The organism is Staphylococcus sp. HMSC068G11 (genome assembly GCF_001815825.1).
GTDB classification, from domain to species: Bacteria; Bacillota; Bacilli; order Staphylococcales; family Staphylococcaceae; genus Staphylococcus; species Staphylococcus epidermidis.
Genome location: NZ_KV822056.1, coordinates 16,942 through 34,250 on the forward strand (window position 1 = coordinate 16,942; position 17,309 = coordinate 34,250).

The 17,309-nt window shown below is 33.8% G+C and carries 15 protein-coding genes; 1 reads left to right on the top strand and 14 read right to left on the bottom strand.

Going from position 1 to position 17,309, the window contains the following annotated elements; translation table 11 throughout:
• Positions 1–74 precede the first annotated feature (74 nt).
• Entirely contained in the window at positions 75–278 is a 204-nt protein-coding gene (locus tag HMPREF3058_RS00985) for a DUF6501 family protein (RefSeq protein WP_002490988.1), read from the bottom strand.
• Between the two features lie 24 nt (positions 279–302).
• Complete coding sequence (locus HMPREF3058_RS00990; protein ID WP_002491006.1) at positions 303–1,112, bottom strand: VOC family protein; 810 nt, start codon at positions 1,110–1,112, stop codon at positions 303–305.
• Between the two features lie 200 nt (positions 1,113–1,312).
• Here HMPREF3058_RS00990 and HMPREF3058_RS00995 point away from each other — a divergent pair, with 200 nt between their 5' ends.
• The gene (locus HMPREF3058_RS00995; RefSeq protein WP_001831077.1) at positions 1,313–1,486 is read left to right on the top strand and encodes a hypothetical protein; all 174 of its coding nucleotides are present in this window, start codon (positions 1,313–1,315) and stop codon (positions 1,484–1,486) included.
• A gap of 162 nt (positions 1,487–1,648) precedes the next feature.
• Here HMPREF3058_RS00995 and sucB read toward each other — a convergent pair whose 3' ends face one another.
• From sucB to HMPREF3058_RS01055, 12 genes are all read right to left on the bottom strand, one after another.
• Positions 1,649–2,911: a dihydrolipoyllysine-residue succinyltransferase gene (sucB, locus tag HMPREF3058_RS01000; RefSeq protein WP_002446424.1), complete on the bottom strand. Its 1,263-nt coding sequence runs from the start codon at positions 2,909–2,911 to the stop codon at positions 1,649–1,651.
• An 18-nt stretch (positions 2,912–2,929) separates the two neighbouring features.
• Complete coding sequence (locus HMPREF3058_RS01005; protein ID WP_002457655.1) at positions 2,930–5,734, bottom strand: 2-oxoglutarate dehydrogenase E1 component; 2,805 nt, start codon at positions 5,732–5,734, stop codon at positions 2,930–2,932.
• Positions 5,735–6,144: 410 nt separating this feature from the next.
• The gene (locus HMPREF3058_RS01010) at positions 6,145–7,515 is read right to left on the bottom strand and encodes a HAMP domain-containing sensor histidine kinase (protein ID WP_002490990.1); all 1,371 of its coding nucleotides are present in this window, start codon (positions 7,513–7,515) and stop codon (positions 6,145–6,147) included.
• A complete protein-coding gene (locus HMPREF3058_RS01015; protein WP_002476128.1) occupies positions 7,512–8,171 on the bottom strand; it encodes a response regulator transcription factor in 660 nt (219 codons plus the stop codon). The genes HMPREF3058_RS01010 and HMPREF3058_RS01015 overlap by 4 nt, the downstream gene beginning before the upstream one ends.
• Before the next feature lie 560 nt (positions 8,172–8,731).
• The gene (locus HMPREF3058_RS01020) at positions 8,732–9,499 is read right to left on the bottom strand and encodes a DeoR/GlpR family DNA-binding transcription regulator (RefSeq protein WP_002446428.1); all 768 of its coding nucleotides are present in this window, start codon (positions 9,497–9,499) and stop codon (positions 8,732–8,734) included.
• Positions 9,500–9,505: 6 nt separating this feature from the next.
• Positions 9,506–10,831, bottom strand: a complete 1,326-nt coding sequence (locus tag HMPREF3058_RS01025; RefSeq protein WP_002490939.1) for an MATE family efflux transporter — start codon at positions 10,829–10,831, stop codon at positions 9,506–9,508.
• Entirely contained in the window at positions 10,818–11,672 is an 855-nt protein-coding gene (locus tag HMPREF3058_RS01030) for a metallophosphoesterase family protein (protein WP_002490984.1), read from the bottom strand. Before HMPREF3058_RS01030 ends, HMPREF3058_RS01025 begins: the two co-directional genes overlap by 14 nt.
• A 13-nt stretch (positions 11,673–11,685) precedes the next feature.
• Complete coding sequence (locus tag HMPREF3058_RS01035; protein ID WP_001830948.1) at positions 11,686–12,582, bottom strand: carbohydrate ABC transporter permease; 897 nt, start codon at positions 12,580–12,582, stop codon at positions 11,686–11,688.
• 15 nt (positions 12,583–12,597) lie between these two features.
• Positions 12,598–14,286, bottom strand: a complete 1,689-nt coding sequence (locus HMPREF3058_RS01040; protein ID WP_002490959.1) for an extracellular solute-binding protein — start codon at positions 14,284–14,286, stop codon at positions 12,598–12,600.
• A gap of 11 nt (positions 14,287–14,297) precedes the next feature.
• On the bottom strand, positions 14,298–15,254 hold the full coding sequence (locus HMPREF3058_RS01045) for an ABC transporter permease (protein WP_002491009.1): 957 nt from the start codon (positions 15,252–15,254) through the stop codon (positions 14,298–14,300).
• The gene (locus HMPREF3058_RS01050) at positions 15,251–16,342 is read right to left on the bottom strand and encodes an ABC transporter ATP-binding protein (RefSeq protein ID WP_002490937.1); all 1,092 of its coding nucleotides are present in this window, start codon (positions 16,340–16,342) and stop codon (positions 15,251–15,253) included. Before HMPREF3058_RS01050 ends, HMPREF3058_RS01045 begins: the two co-directional genes overlap by 4 nt.
• A 350-nt stretch (positions 16,343–16,692) precedes the next feature.
• Positions 16,693–17,307 (bottom strand): phosphatase PAP2 family protein, encoded by a 615-nt coding sequence (locus tag HMPREF3058_RS01055; RefSeq protein WP_002476105.1) that lies wholly within the window; start codon positions 17,305–17,307, stop codon positions 16,693–16,695.
• Between the last annotated feature and the right edge of the window lie 2 nt (positions 17,308–17,309).

Sequence of the window (17,309 nt, forward strand, 5' to 3'; positions counted from 1 at the left end):
TTGAGTTAATGTAAACTGATGATTGAAAAATATATCCATTGCAATGATAACGTATTTAGTTGAAAGAGATTAAATTATATCTCTTTGAAGTAGTCTTTGTAATAGCCACCTACTAAACCTGAATTATCTATAATTTGATAATATTCTTCAGTTTCGTTAATAACATCATACTGTTTGCCGATAGTTAGCATATCTGTAACTGTAAATTTTTTGGCATCAGTATTTGTCACTTCTACTTTTTTAATTGGTGTACGTTCTTTCCAAGTTTCATGTAACATGTAATAACCATCCTTAAATCATATTTACTTTTCAAGTGTATAAATAAATGAAATGCCACTATTTTCAGTGATTCTAAGAGATTCTGAAGTATCCTGTTCAAGGGTTTGATATGGAACACCTATCTCATCCAAACGGTTTTTTGCTTGCAGATACAATTGAGTATCACTTGTAGAGAATTCCACTTGCTCAATAGGCCCGTGTGTATTCATTTGAATATCTTCATCGCTTTCAAATAAATGGATTTCACCACCAAGACCACCTTCACCTATACGAAACACTTGAATAGGTTGTTGTGCATCTTCATGTGGAAGATATTCAGCAAATAAATCTAATTGAAATACTTGTGTGAGAATTGAAGTGGTGACAGATAACTCGTTCACCTTAATAATGACTGGACCTAAGCCTTGGACTTGATGTAAAGGGTTAACAGGACTATCGAAAGTAGGCATACCTAAGCCTATACCCGTATTTAACTCGTTAGAATAAATATCAAATTTTTGTTGATTATGATCTTTAAAAGTGAAATGTTTAAGTCCATTAAGTTCAGTGATTGAACTATAGGATATATTAAACTTGTCAAAAATAGTTTGATATTCTACTAATCCAGAATCAGAAGGTGTTCTAAGTCCAACACTATCTATGTGTGGATTTTTATAATCTTCCTCTGGAACCTCAACAAAGTGAACACGCGTTCCAGGACTTAAATTAGCGTCACCAAATCTTATGGCATGTTCATTTTTAGTTGAATGTTGTAAACCAATGATGTGGTTAAATAATTCTTTCGTTTTAGATAAATCGTTTGTTCCTAAAGTGACACTTCTAAGTCCACTCATTAACTGACACTCCTCTATTTATCTTTACAGATAACATTATAACGTATTTTGTAACACTTGAATATGATGAACACTCATATAAAGATAGATATTTATTTGTTGTTGATTTATTATTTATTAGAAAAATAAAACATACAGATTGGCTAAATATTTTGTATGTATTAAAATGTAATTAAAGAAGTAATCAAGGAGGCATGAGTATGTCTAATTTATGGATTATATTTGCAGTTACTGTGCTAATTGCAGTTTATTCCGCAATTGAGGTATTTACAAATTTAAATCATAAACAACAACCAAGATTTAAATATTTTACTATCGCATTTGTTGTGTTTATTATCTTAGCGATTATAGAAGTTATATTTCTTGCTCAATGATGGATGAATTTAAAATTATAGTATACCTGTAAAGAAATCGGTGCTATTTAATTTCTTCACAGGTATTTTTATATTTATAAGATTATCATCACACTTTAGACATATTAAACAAAAAACAACGACGGTTTACGTCGTTGTTTTTTAAGTATGTTAGGTTCCAAATTATGATTCAAGTAGTAAATCTTCAGGGTTTTCAATGAGTTCTTTGATTGTTTTTAAGAATCCTACAGCCTCTTTTCCATCGATGATTCGATGATCATAGCTTAATGCGATATACATCATTGGACGATTTTCAATTGTATCTTTATCAACTGCAATTGGGCGTGTAATAATTGAATGCATACCTAAGATAGCTGCTTGATTACCATTTATAATCGGTGTACTCATCATTGAGCCAAAGATACCGCCATTAGTGATGGTAAACGAACCGTTAACCATGTCATCAAGGCCTAATTTTTTATCACGAGCTTTTACGGCTAAATTAGCGATTTCTTGTTCAATTTCTGCAAAATTTTTCTTATCACAATCTCTAACAAATGGTACGAGTAATCCATCGTCAGTGGATACTGCAATGCCGATATCGTAAAATTGTTTAGTAATCATATCATCGCCATCTATCTCAGCATTTACTTCAGGATATTTTTTGAGAGCTGCAACGGCAGCTTTAGTAAAGAAGGACATAAATCCTAATTTAGTACCATCATGATCTTTGATAAATTGTTCTTTTTTACGTTTACGTAAATCCATAACGTTTGTCATATCAACTTCATTAAATGTAGTAAGCATAGCTGTTTGATTTGATACTTCTAATAATTTTTTTGCAGCAGTTTTTTTGCGTCGAGACATTTTTTCACGAATAACAGGTTTTGATGGATTGTTATTGGTTTGTTTAGAACCACTGTTTTGTGATTTGCTTTCACTTTTAGCTGTTTGACTTGAAGATTTTTGACTATTTTCAACATCATCTTTTCTTAGAACATCATTGCCTTTTCCGGATACTTCGCTTAAATCAACGCCATTTTTACGCGCATGTCGACGTGCAGATGGTGTTGCATTGATACGTTGCTGGCTATTATCTTGTGTATTTTCACTTTCACTAGAATTCGGATTAGATTGTTTTGGCGTTTCTTTCTCTTTAGCTTCATCTTTTTGTGAAGATTCGTTAGAACTATCGTTAGATGTGTTTACTTGTCCTTCTCCTACTACAGCTACAGCTTGACCTACTTCAACTGTATCGCCTTCCTCGGCTAATTGTTCTGATAATACCCCAGCTTCTTCAGAAACTACTTCGACGTTAACTTTATCTGTTTCTAGTTCTAAGATAGCTTCCCCTTTATCTACATTATCGCCTACATTTTTTAACCATTCTGCAATGGTACCCTCTGTGATTGATTCTGCTAATTCTGGAACTTTTACCTCTGCCATACTTATTTTTCCCCCTAGTTAATTGTTAATGCTACTTTCAATAATTTTAGTTTGTACAAGTTTATGAATTTCTCCATCGCCTTCAGCAGGTGCAGCTCTTTGTATTCTACCGTGATAAGTTAAATCATATTTATTAGCAACAAGTGCTTTTAGATAAGGATACACAAATAACCATGCACCTTGATTTTTAGGTTCTTCTTGAACCCATGACACATTTTCAAGATGAGGTAACGATTTTAATACTTCTTTAATTTCTTCTTCTGGGAACGGATATAATCTTTCTACTGCTATGAGAAGAATAGAATCGTTAGGATTTTTAGCTAAATATTCTTTTAGGTCAATATACATCTTTCCTGATGCTAAAATCACTTTTTTGACTTTTTGTTCATCGATATCTTCTGTGATGATAGGTTTAAAACCGCCAGATGTAAACTCATCAATAGGTTTAGCTACTGTTTTATTTCTTAAAAGACTCTTAGGTGACATGACAATTAATGGTCTCATTTCTAATGTATCTAAACTAGCGGCTTGCGCACGTAGTAAATGGAAGTAATTACTTGCACTAGATAGATTAACTACAGTTGAATTATTTTCAGCGGCTAATTGTAGAAATCTTTCTAAGCGTGCCGATGAATGCTCTGGTCCTTGCCCTTCAAAAGCATGTGGTAAGAAAAGTGTTAAACCTGAACGCTCACCCCATTTTGCGCGAGAACTTGAGAGGAAATTGTCAAACATCATTTGAGACATATTAGAAAAGTCGCCATATTGAGCTTCCCATATGTTAAAGTTACCTTTATTTTCGACGTTATAACCATACTCAAATCCAACTACAGCTGCTTCAGATAGCGGCGAATTATGAATATCAAAAGTAGCCTGTTGTTGAGGTACATGATGCAATGGCGTGAATGTATTACCATTTTCTTCATCATGAAGCACAGCATGTCTATGACTAAATGTTCCCCTTTCACTATCTTGACCTGTTAAACGAATTGAAGTTCCATCTTGTAATATGGTTGCAAAAGCAAGTTGCTCTGCTTGAGCCCAATCGACGAGCCCCCCTTCTTTTTCAAAAGGTTCTCTACGTTTTTCAAGTACTTTATTGAGCTTTTTCAGTACATGAAAATCTTTTGGATAATCAAGCATTGCATCATTGATTTCTTTTAAATGATCAAATGAGAAATCTTTCGTATCACTTTGTAAAGGTAGTTGGAGTGATTCTGGTTTTTCCATATCTGGGTTATTCATTTTGTCATTTTTATCAATTTTATCATGTGCTGTTCGCATTTCTTTTTGAACACTGTCAATGACTTCATTCATTTCGTCTTCAGAAATAATACCTTCATCAACTAACTTTTTACCATATAAAATTTCAACTGAATCATGTTTTCTAATATTTTGGTATGGAACTGGATTTGTAATAGAAGGCTCATCCATTTCATTATGCCCATAACGACGATAACCTACTAAATCAATAACTACATCTTTATGAAATTCTTTGCGGAACTCCATTGCAATTTCAATAGCTTCAATTGTTGCTTCTACATCATCGGCATTTACGTGTAGTATTGGAACATCGTAACCTTTAGCTACGTCGGAAGAGTACGTTGTTGAACGTCCATCAAAAGGTTCAGTTGTAAAACCGATTCTATTATTTGTAATAATATGAAGTGAACCACCTGTAGAATATCCTTTTAAACTACCTAAGTTCATCGTTTCAAAATTAATACCTTGACCTGGATATGCTGCATCACCGTGTATAATAATCGGCATTGCTTTATGGAAGTCGGTAGATGGAGCTCCTACTTGATGTGTATTATCTTGTGCTGCTCTTGTTTTACCAGCAACAACGGGTGCAACGATTTCCAAATGACTTGGATTATTCGCTAAAGAAATACGTTGTTCTATTCCATATGAGTTAGTCGTTTTAACGCCACCTAGGTGATACTTCACATCTGATGTCCAACCTGAAGTTAATTCTAAACTACCATCTTCAGGTAAAAACTTCATTGGATCTGTATGCATAAATTCTGAAATCATCATCTCATATGGTTTTTCCAAGACATGCGTTAATACATTTAAACGTCCACGGTGAGCCATACCGATTTGAATGTTTTTAATCCCCTCGTTACCTGCTAATGTGATTGTGTGTTGAAGCATTGGAACTAACGTATCGACACCTTCAATTGAAAAACGTTTAGCCCCAACAAAATTTTTGTGCAAATATTTTTCAAAACCTTCTACGTGTGCGAGTTTTTTGAAAAGTTCTTTTTTTTGATTATCGTTTAAACTTGCTTTATAAGGCGTTTCAATTCTTCTTTTTAACCACACACGTTCTTTATTATTATTAATGTGAGTGTATTCAAAAGCTATCGGTCCTTTGTAACGTCTTTCCATACGAACAATTGCATCATAGGCATTGTCATAAATGTCTTTAAAATGTTCAGAGACAATTCCAGATGATATTTTTTCCAAAGTTTCTTTATCTAAATCAAAATCTTCGATTTCCAATTTAGGAACATTTTGACGCTCTGGAGGATTTACTGGATAAATATCTGCTTTTAAATGTCCGTATTGACGAATATTATCGATTAAGCGCATAACACGTTTAATTGTGCTATCTCCCGCTTGTGAACCACCTCCATCAGTGGTAGGTTTAGCTTCGATATGAGCTTCACCTGTTTTAATTGTACTGAACAAGACTTGTAAATCTTCAGGTACGGATGATGGATCTTGTAGATAATCATCATACAAATCTAGCATAAGGCCAAGATTTGCACCGAAGTTTACAGGAGCCTCTGTAAATTCTTTCTTGTTCTTAGTCATTTAACACCCTCCACAAAAATGATGAAACGCTTACATGGTTATCATAGCATTATTTCATATATTGTTAAAGTACATTTACCTATTATTATACAAAATAGGAGCAAGACAGAATTTACTCCAAATTCATAGTCTCGCTCCCGTATGAATGCTATTTCCGTCTATCAAGTTTAGCTCGTCGATTCTATATTAAGTGAACCTTTGTGAAGAAGGTCCTTTCATTAGTATGACATAATATAGCTATTCTAATCAGCATCTTAGTGTAGTGTCTGAAATCTTTATTTATAATGAAGGTGTCGATGGATTTAATCATTTATAGTACTAGTTTAAGGATTGTTAATATCTAAGCCTGTAATAATTTATTTGTCCCTTGTTTGATCGTAATCATTCGTTACTTAAATAATACTATTTATTTAATTTAGTACTGGAAAACTGATTTTGAAAGTCGTGTACTTTTGTAGTTCACTTTCAACCTGAATCATACCACCGTTAAGTTGTACAATTTTTTCTGCTATTGATAGTCCTAATCCATTGCCTCCTTGACTACGTGCACGTGATTTATCTACACGATAAAATCGATCAAAGATAAATTCTAAGTCAGCTTTTGGTATACCCATACCATGATCGGTAATATCAATCATAATCATTTTATTTTTTAGTTGAGTAACAATTTTAATGTGCTTATGTTCAGTATCGTATTTCATTGCATTATCAATAAATATGAGTAAAAGTTGTTCAAACTGGTGACGGTTAATTTTTAATTGGATAGGTTTAGTAGCAAGATGTGTTTCAAAGGTATAATCTGGATGTAGGTGTTGCAGTGACTTCACACGTGACTGAATCTCGCTATTTATGTCTACATTTTCACATTCCAAAACATTATGATTGACTCTATCTTTGGTAAGTAAAAGTAGTTCTTCGACAAGTTTTGTTATTCGATTCACTTCCTCAATTGAAATATTCAAAGATTCCTCCAAAACTGCTGGATCTTTTTTTCCCCAACGTTGAATTAAATTGAGATGACCTTGAATAATCTGTAGTGGCGTTCTTAATTCATGTGAAGCATCCTCGACAAATTGACGTTGCTGATTAAAAGATTCTTCTATTTGATACATCATTTCATTAAAGGTATCAATTAAATTGTCTGTTTCTTCATAATTTGTAGTTAATTCAAGTTTATTTTGAAAACCATCTCTTCTAATTTGATTCATTTTATTGGACATTGTAACTATTGGTTTAGTAATTTGCGAAGAAAAGATATAACTCACGCCGGCGGTTATAATGGTTGCAATTAATCCAAAAGCAAGTGCAACGATATAAAGTGATTTAACGAGATTATCATAATTTTGAAGAGAATGGACTAATACACTGTATCCAGAAAATTCCTTCGAACGTATAGGTTCAGTTATTACTAAGTAATTAATACCGTGGCTTCTATGAATATGTATACGTTCAGGATGTTTGAAATCAATTTTGTTATCATAAGCAAGTGTATTATCATTTGATGTTTGAATTAACTTTCTACCCTTATCATCATAAATTAATATTTCTTGAAAATTTTCTAAGGATGCATTTAAATCCAATGCAGATATATCACTTAAAGATTTTGAATGGAACAGATTGGCGATATCATTTGAACTTCTTTCAGCTTCGTCAATTTCACTACTTCGTAAAGTATCTTTTAAAAAGAAAATAATAATTAAGCAGAAAAGTAATATTGTCGTGAAGGTAATGAGCGTCGTAATAAGCATCCATTTATATTTTAATTTTTGACGCTTAATCATCGAATCACATACCCTACGCCACGTACTGTTTCTATGGATTTTTCTTTATTAAAAGGTTTGAGTTTATTACGTAAATAACGAATATAAACATCAACGACATTCGTTTCTACTTCACTATTATACCCCCATACGTGATTGAGAATTTGTTCACGTTGCATGACGTGGTTACGATTTTCAGCTAAAACATATAGTAAATCGTATTCTGTTTTAGTTAATTCTAATTGATGGCCATTAACAGTAACTTTAAAGGCATCTTTATCAATGATAATACCATTGATATCTAAAACATCTTTATCTGGCTGTCTGCGCAATACCGCTCTTATTCTTGCAAGCAATTCTTCTATATCAAAGGGTTTTACAATGTAGTCATCTGCCCCATAGTCCAACCCAGCTACTTTATCATATGTCTCGCTTTTTGCAGTAATGATGATAATTGGAGTAGTTGTTTTTTGACGAATTTGTCTACAAATTTCTAGACCATTTATGTTTGGAAGCATTAAGTCTAAAATATATAAATCATAGGGCTTAGATAATGCTTTGTCCAAACCTGCCTTTCCATCATTCTCTATATCAACAGTATAATTTTCATGAGTTAATTCAAGCTCTATAAATCTAGCAAGATTTTGCTCATCTTCTACGATTAAAATATTTGTCATATTTGCACCTCACGCTACATCTTAAACAATTAACTCGTATTTCTAAAGATGTAATTCAAAATTGTAAATGATTTGTTATGAAACTAGTATCATTTTACCATGAACCACCTTAATAGATAGTCGAATAAGTAGACTGTCTTTAGAAAAAGTCACTCTAGCATTATCATTATATTTAAATTAAATCGAAAAAATGTATATATTTCTAATTGACAATCATTATCAATCATGTATAATGTTAATTGAAAATGATTATCAATACCAATTGAAAAACATTCCCCCCACATACAAGTTGTTCTTTTGGATTGGTCATTTTCAACTATCCCCTTTTATATGCCCGTAAAAGACTAACGTTAAGATAGGACGTTTCAATAAAAGCAGTAGGCCTTTGACACTTGAGGTCTGCTGTTTTTTAGTGCCACTGCAACGAAAAAAATATTCATTGCTAGTGGCACTTATACTTGGGCAAAGCCTCAGGTGTTACCATTCGTAAAATTAAATAAAGCCTGAGGCGTCTTCTTTTATTTAAAAAAGACGAAGTCTCAGGCTTCATTTTCTATAAGTTAAATCTGTAACCAATGCTTCTGATTAAAATATTCTATATTCTGAGGTTTAGCATAATCAGAAATCATATAATCAATTTCGCTAAACCCATCAATACGATACGACGCATGCGCATCTCGCTTACTACTATCCGCTAAGAGATAACTCAGTTGACTTTTTTGAATCATAATGTGACTTGCATGCGCTTCTTCCAGATCAAATTCATAACAATCACTCGTATCAAACGAACCACATGAAATAAAAGCTTTATCAAATTTAAAACGTTGTAATAACTCATTCGTCATATGCCCGCGCACAACATCTTGTTCAGTATTCGTCTTTCCAGCAAGCATAATCACTTCTGCTTGAATTCGTTGCTCCTCTATAGCACGATTCAATTCATCCGCAATCTTCAGAGAATTCGTCACAATCGTGGTCTGAGTAATATCATTGAGATATTGAGGAATTCGCCCTGTTGTGGTTCCACCATCGATGACAATAATTTCTCCAGACTGTATTTGCAAAGCAGCTTTCTTAGCAATACGCTCTTTTACTTGTGATTGTTTCTGCCACTTATTCGCATATGATTTCTCTTTATTAATATGATTGTATTGTATCGCACCTCCATGTGTACGTGTAATCAGTTTATCGTTTTCTAAGGTTTCTAAATCCTTTCTCACGGTTTCAGGCGTAACTTGTAAGAATATAGCTAAATCTTTTACTGCCACCTGTCCGTACTGATCAACACGTTTACGAATAAGATTCAAACGTTCATTTCTTTTATACATAATTATCTATACTCCAATCTGCTTCATTCGTGCTTGCCAACGATCATTTCGCCATCTAAGATACATAATGATAAATCTCAGCGCTTCATCAGCAATACTCACTAAAATAATTCCTGTATAACCTAATCTCCAATGAATCCCTAATAGATAACTTCCAGGTAATAATAACAACCATGTGGTCACAACACTCACGGTGACTGGATAACGTACATCCCCTGTCACGTTTAATAAATCTACAATTAGATTATTAATTGCACGTATCGGTTCTAATCCAAAAAGTATAACAAGATAGTAAATGATTAAATGATAGGTTTGTAAGTCGTGTGTTATCCAACGTCCACACACTATAAATCCTATAAATACACACGTCATAATCATGAAAGATTGTGTGATATTAAACCAAATACTTTTTATAACAACTTTCTTTAAAGTACGGTAACGTCGACGGGATATAAATTTTCCTAAATAAATTTGGCTAGCAGCACTAAATGCCATAGCACAACTAAAAGACAGGCCGCTTAAAACAGTAGAAACAGATTTCGCAGCGATGACTTGAGTGCCTAACATCGCAATAAATGCAGTTGTAAATGTCTGTGCAAAATTATAAGAAATTTGTTCACCTGCTGTTGGGATACCTAATGTCGAAACCTGATATATTTTCTTCCAGCTCAGCTTGAAGTAATGCTTGAATGGACGGAAAATTTGTATCAGCGCAATTAAAGCTAAAGTACATCCCAATAAACGACTGAACGCTGTTACCACCGCGACACCTAATACAGGGTTACCTACATATTCTGGAATAATAAAGAGTACGATACCGTTCAAAATGATATTAGTCACATTACTAATGATAGTAATGCGTGTAGCTGATGATGCATGATTCATGACACGTAATACAGTACCAATATACATGTGACAGGTCGTTAAAGTGAGTACACTCAATATAATCATTCCAAATTGATAGGTCAGTTTGAATATATCTTGAGGTACCTGAAAAAGTCGTAAGATAAGTTCGAATGCGATCCCAATCACAATCGTAAATACGATAGATACTATGCTATTGAATAACAAATTATGATAAATCTCTTGTGAAATACTTGAAGGTTGATGTTCCTTCAAGTGAACAATACGTATATTTGTACCCACATGAATGATTGTAATCAGAAACGTGATGAGCATGAGTATTTGGCTTATCATTCCCGAAGCAGCAACGGCATCAGTGCTATAGCTGTTTAACATCAATGTATCAGTTTGACCCATGATGAGTATGAAAAGTTGTTCTATTAAAATAGGAATGTATAATGACCGAAAAGTTCTTTTAGAAACGATCATCAAATTCTAACACTTTCGATTTATATATAGCGTCAGGTTGCAACTCAATTAATCTAGCCCCACGTTGTAAATCACCATAAGTATTGTAACCACCAACACGACCAAAGCTAAGGCGAATCCCATATAAATTAATCGTAAAATCATTGTCATGGTCATGACCGCAGAACATACCTTCAATATCACCGTTTAGTAACATCTGACTAAATAATCCGGAATTAATTTTTGAGCACGCAATAGGTTCATTGAAAATGCCATGATATTCACCAATATTCTCAACTTCTCTATATTCTTGTAATGGAATATGTGTAAATAATAAGTTATGTTGAAAGTTGTGTTGAAATCGAGTTTGATAAGCTTGATGTGTTTCCCTAAGCCAATTCACATGTTCAGGTCTTATAAAATCATAATCACCTATGCCAAATGGATTATAATCTCCTCCATCAATAACATAAAGCACATGTGTGACTGTATCGTTGTTTACAACTTCTATTGTATAAGCTTCTTTATCATCAACAATGAGGCTATGATTTTTCTGTACATAGTTGGTAGAATATTGGTCCTCAATAGCGCGTAAGTCTGAACGTTTGAGATGCCCCTCTGTATCGTGATTACCAAATGTCGTTGCAATTTGCGTATCATATCGATTTAAATACTCCATTAATTTCTTATAAACGCGACCTGAATCAATGACGCCTTCAGACCAAATTTGGTCACCTGTTAATACTGTGATGTCAGGTTGATAGTGTGTCATCATATGATGAATTAAATCGTAAGTTTTTTGATCTTTTTCATCATTGTGTGGCCCAATATGTAAATCGCTTAATTGTAGAATTGTAGTCATTGTTTCGTCTCCTTTACTCTTTTGTCGAACCGATAGTTATACCTTTTACAAAATGCTTCTGAACAAATGGGAAGAGGAATAATACTGGAATTGTTAATAGTACAATCATTGCCATCTGCATTGAGTCCCCTGTAATTGTCAACTTGTCTAACATCGCATATGAACCTGACTTTTGTTTTAAAGCATCTGCAATGGCAGCTTGTTTCGTTAACATATCTTGTAAAACAGTAGCTAACGGTTTGAGGTTTGGATTACGTACGAAGAATGCACCTGTAAACCAATCATTCCACTGACTCACGGCGTTAAATAATGTAATTGATGCCACCACGGGTTTACTCATGGGTAAGACAATTTTCCAAAAGATTTGAAAGTCATTACAACCATCTACTCTAGCGGCTTCAATCACACTACTAGGTAATTGATTGAAGAATGTACGCATAATTAAAATGTTATAAACGCTATAAAGTGACGGTAAAATGTATACCCAGAATGTATCAGTTAAATGAAGTTGATTTAATAGGATATAAAGTGGTACAACACCGACACTGAATAACATCGTAAAGACTAGGAAGAATGAGATGATTCTTCGAAACGGTAAACTTTTGATTGTTAGAACGTATGCAGCCATAGCTGTTAATATGACGCTTAGTATCGTTCCTATGACTGTCTTTGCGATACTAATAAATAATGCATTTAATAACGTGCCTTGTTTAAATATCTCCTTAAAATTATCTAGTGAAAATTTACGCGGGTAGAAAGTGATGCCACCTTTTTGAGCATCTACCCCAGAGTTAAATGCTAAGGCAAAGATATTAATCATCGGGAGGATAATTGTGATTACTAAACCAATAATAATGATTAATGAGATAATACGAATGACAAGCGCACTTTTATCTTGTGAAACTTTCATTGTCTCTGCCACCTCTTAATAAATAATTTGAGTTCCTTTTTTATCTCTTTGATTTTCAACGTATCTTTCAAATTGATTTAAGCCTGCCTCTTCTAAACGTTGCTTAGCACTATCAATAATTTGTTTCGCTTCCTTGTCTGATTGAGAATAATAAGCACGTTTAATAGCGTCACTATAATCATCGAGTGCAACTTCTAAATCTTCGCCATATTCATATTTAGATAAGAATGACTTTACTGTGAGTCCGTTTACGATTTTGGCGTGTTTCTGTCTTTCATCATAATGCCACATATCAGCAATCTTTTCAGGAGTCGTCTTTTTCGTTTTTGTATTATCTCCGTATTCAGTTTCACCGAAATCAGCTTTATTATCTATATCAGTATAACCAAGATGATCTGCCCAATAAGAACCCGCACCTCTAAAACCACGTTTTTTAGCTTCGTATGGATTATTTTCAACTTCTTTTAACACTTCAGGTTTAACATGAGGGTTACCTTTCTTATCTAACGTATAGTCACGTCCTTTAATACCGTACTGACCGAGTAATTTACCTTTGCGACTTGCAAGGAAATCAGCGAGTTTAACGACGTCTTCAGGATGTTCAGTCGTACTTGGTACAGCCCAACCGTTTGCGCCTGATTTATATGGCTTTTCAACTCTAAATTTACCTTTGACTGTATTGAGTGGCCCAAGTGGAACGTATTTCATACTTTGATTTTCAGTAACATAGTTATGTAAATCTGAAACAATGCCCCATGAGCCATTTACGAGTCCTTCTTTTGCTTTATTTTCTTCCATTGTATAGAACTCTTTTGTCATTAAGCCTTTCTTCATAAGGTCTTTAACGTAATGTACACGTTTAAGTGGATATTCGGTTTGTGATTCATGTATAATTTTCTTACCTTTATTTAAAAATTTCTCATCAGACTGACCAGTCCACACAAGGTCATTATAGAATCTAGTACGATCGTCACCGCCCCATGCTGTTGGGCCAATAGGTGTGATTTCTTTACCATTATCATCTTTGAAGTGGTGTTCTTTCATCTTTTCAGCAAGTTTTTCTACATCTTTGGACGTCTTGATAGAAGCAGGGTCGATATGAAGTTTATCCATGATATCTTTTCTGACATAAGGACCACCTACAGTGCGACGTTCTTCTTGTCCTGGATGACGGTTAATCCCCATATGTACAAGGTACGTTCCATCTTGTTCTTTATTAAACATGATGTTATCTTTCGTATCTTTTGGTAAATATCCTTTTTTGAAATACTTACTATAAATTTTTGTGTTTTTAAGCATTTTCGTTAAGTCTGTGAGTCGACCTTGTTTCGCTGCTTTATTTAGTACTTTCATTTCAGGTCGTCCACTATCGTCTAAGTAATAAACGATGAAGTCGGGTAAATCTCCTGAAGCGAGTCCTGAAGTTAATGCTTCTGTGGAATCTTCATTAGAAACGGTTTGAAGTTCTAACGTGATGCCAGTCTTTTTCTTAAGTTCTTGAGCGACTTCTTTATTCATTTTAGGGGAGGCATCGTTATCACTTTGAAACACAAGTCCTTTAAGTTTTCTATCTGCAATCCATGTATCTGGTTTACCTTTAGCATCTGCTTCTCTTTTCGCTTCATCTTGCGTTTTATCTTTGCTACATGCTGTTACGAACAAAATGACTGCAATCATTAAGATGAGCATAGACTTTCTAAACATGTACATTCTCCTTAATATAGTGATGTATCCAGTTTCTTATCTGCGAATTTATTAATAATGACGACAGCGATAAGTCCTATCACACCCTGTAATAGGCTAATCGCAATTGCGTAACTGAAATCGCCTTGTTCAATACCAGTACGAATCACAAATGTATCCAGTATTTCTGAAACGTTAGCGTTACCTGGTGTTTTGAGTAGGTAAATTTGATCGAATCCTGCTTTTAAAAAATCGCCTAGAGAAATGATGAATAAGATAACAATTGTTGGCGTTAACATAGGTAAGGTAATATGTATAATTTGTTTGAAACGATTCGCGCCATCAATCGCAGCTGATTCATAAATTTCAGGATTAATACTCATAATTGCTGCAAAATAAATAATGGAATCCCAGCCTACATTCTTCCATATATAACTAGAAAACATGATGGTGTGAAAATACTCAGGGTTCATCATAAAGTAAGTCGACCCGTCGCCACCAAATTGATGGATCAGTTGATTCATAAGTCCATCATCTGGAGCGAGTAATTTCTTGAAAATACCGATAACTACAACCCAAGATAAAAAGTGAGGGATGTAAAGTACGCCTTGAAATAAACCTCTAATCTTACCTAATTTAGAATCTTTAATTTCGTTAAACATAATGGCTAAAATAATTGGAAATGGTAGAGCTAAAATCAATTTCATGCCACTTATAATTAGCGTATTCATAATAATTTGAATACAGCGAGGGTCAGAGAAAAAGCGTTTAAAATAGTATAGCCCTTTCCAATCACCGCCGATGATACCAGTATCGAAGCGGAAATCTTTGAATGCCAGAACAAGACTTGTCATTGGAATATAGTTGAAAATCAAGAAAAAGAGTAAACAAGGTAAAATCATTAAGTAAAGTACTTTGTGTTCCCACATTCTTTTTAACAAAGGTTTTTGATGAGCGGATTGAAGGCTTTGTTTTTTGTTTTTACTCATGATAAAACCTCCTCTTGTACTCTTTCGCCTGAATCAGAATCGAAAAAGTGTCCATCTTCCGTTTTTATACCGAAGGAAACTGTTTGTCCTAATTCAAAATCCAAATTACTATCTACAGCTGCTATGATTTTATGCTCATTGTGATGACAGTGAAGTAATTTGTATGAACCAGTTAACTCAACTAAGTCTACAGTGAATTGAGAAAGTTGGATTGGATAATTACTTATTTCGTTATCATTAACAAGATGTAAGTCTTCAGGTCGTATACCAAGTCTGTATTGTGCATGCGATGCAAGTTGAAGTAATGTAGCATCAGCCACTTTTTGTCCATCGAAGTACCAAGCATCCATGTTGTAGGTCATTGGAACCATATTCATTGATGGGCTACCAATGAAAGTGGCAACAAATTCATTGACAGGATGACGATAAATTTCTTCAGGCGTACCAATTTGTTGTATTTCGCCTTGTTTTAATATGACGATACGTGATGCCATTGTCATAGCTTCAGTTTGGTCGTGTGTCACGTAAATCGTTGTTGCTTTCATTTGTTTATGTATTTTTATAATTTCGCTTCTCATGTTACTTCGTAATTTAGCATCTAAATTAGAAAGTGGTTCATCCATGAGAAAGATTTGAGCTTCTCTAACGATAGCTCGACCAAGTGCCACACGTTGACGTTGTCCTCCAGATAAGGCTTTAGGTTTACGGTCGAGGAGGTTTTCAATTTCTAATATTTGAGCTGCATGTTGAATTTTTTCGTCATAAATTTTCTTCTTGATTCCTCGCATTTTTAAGCCGAAAGCTAAATTTTTATAAACTGTCATATGTGGATATAATGCATAGTTTTGAAAGACCATAGCAATCTTACGATCTTTAGGTTGTAAATCATTGATTACTTGATCGTTGATACTAATTGTCCCTTTGCTCACATCTTCAAGTCCTGCAATCATACGTAACGTTGTTGATTTCCCACATCCCGAAGGTCCTACAAATACTACAAATTCATTGTCCTCAATATCTAGATTGAAATCTTTAACTGCGTGACTACCATTGTCGTAAACTTTGTTTAAATCCTTGATTTGTATCATGTCTTTGCTCCTTTGAAGATTTAATCACAAGTTCAGTATAAGTAATCGCTATTAAAGTAAACTTTTTTCAAATTTAAGTTTTCGTAAATCAAAATTTTTTGTTTGTAATTTTTCAAAAAACAAAAGACTTAAAACATTTATAAGACAACATTTTAAGTCTTTTATTAACAAAAATGAAAACAAAGAAATTAATATAAGATAAATATTATTAACATTGAGCTTACAAACAATATTTATTTAAAAACGCCGATTTGAATATACTAAATAAACCACTAAAATCATTGTTTACTCACAATCATTTCAGTGGTTTGGTCAATACCTATTTAATTTAAAATTCCAACCGCGCTTCTTTATACAGCGAGTTGTTTTTTTAATATTAACGTTGATAAAACAATGCAGAAGGCACCACCAATAATGCCGGCAATAATATCTGTAGGGTAATGAACGCCTAGGTATACTCTAGAAGTTGATATTAATAAAATGAAAAGTGCGCATAAACCGATTAACACGCCTTTAGAGATACCCGAATCATGACGGTTTATTACATATATAGCGCTTCCAAAGAATGAAGTTGAGCCCATAGCATGACCACTTGGAAAACTAAAGCCGGAAATGTCAATTAAACGCAATAATGTTGGACGTTCCCTATCAAAGATATTCTTTAATAGTGGATTGAGTGTACTAGATAAGCTCATTACTATTACAAAGAATAATGTCTCAATCTTGAAACGTTTTAGCATAAGGTAGGCAACTAATAATAAGGATAGCGCAACCATTGCCCAAACTTCACCAATTTTTGTTGCACCTAACATAATAGATGTGGTAATGAAACTTTCAGATGAATAAATAAATTCATATACTTCGTTATCTATCCATTTTCCAAGCCTTGACTCATGAAAAAAAGCTATTATACCAAAAATAAGTGTAAAAACAATCAGCAATGAAATGCGTTTCCATCGATTCATTA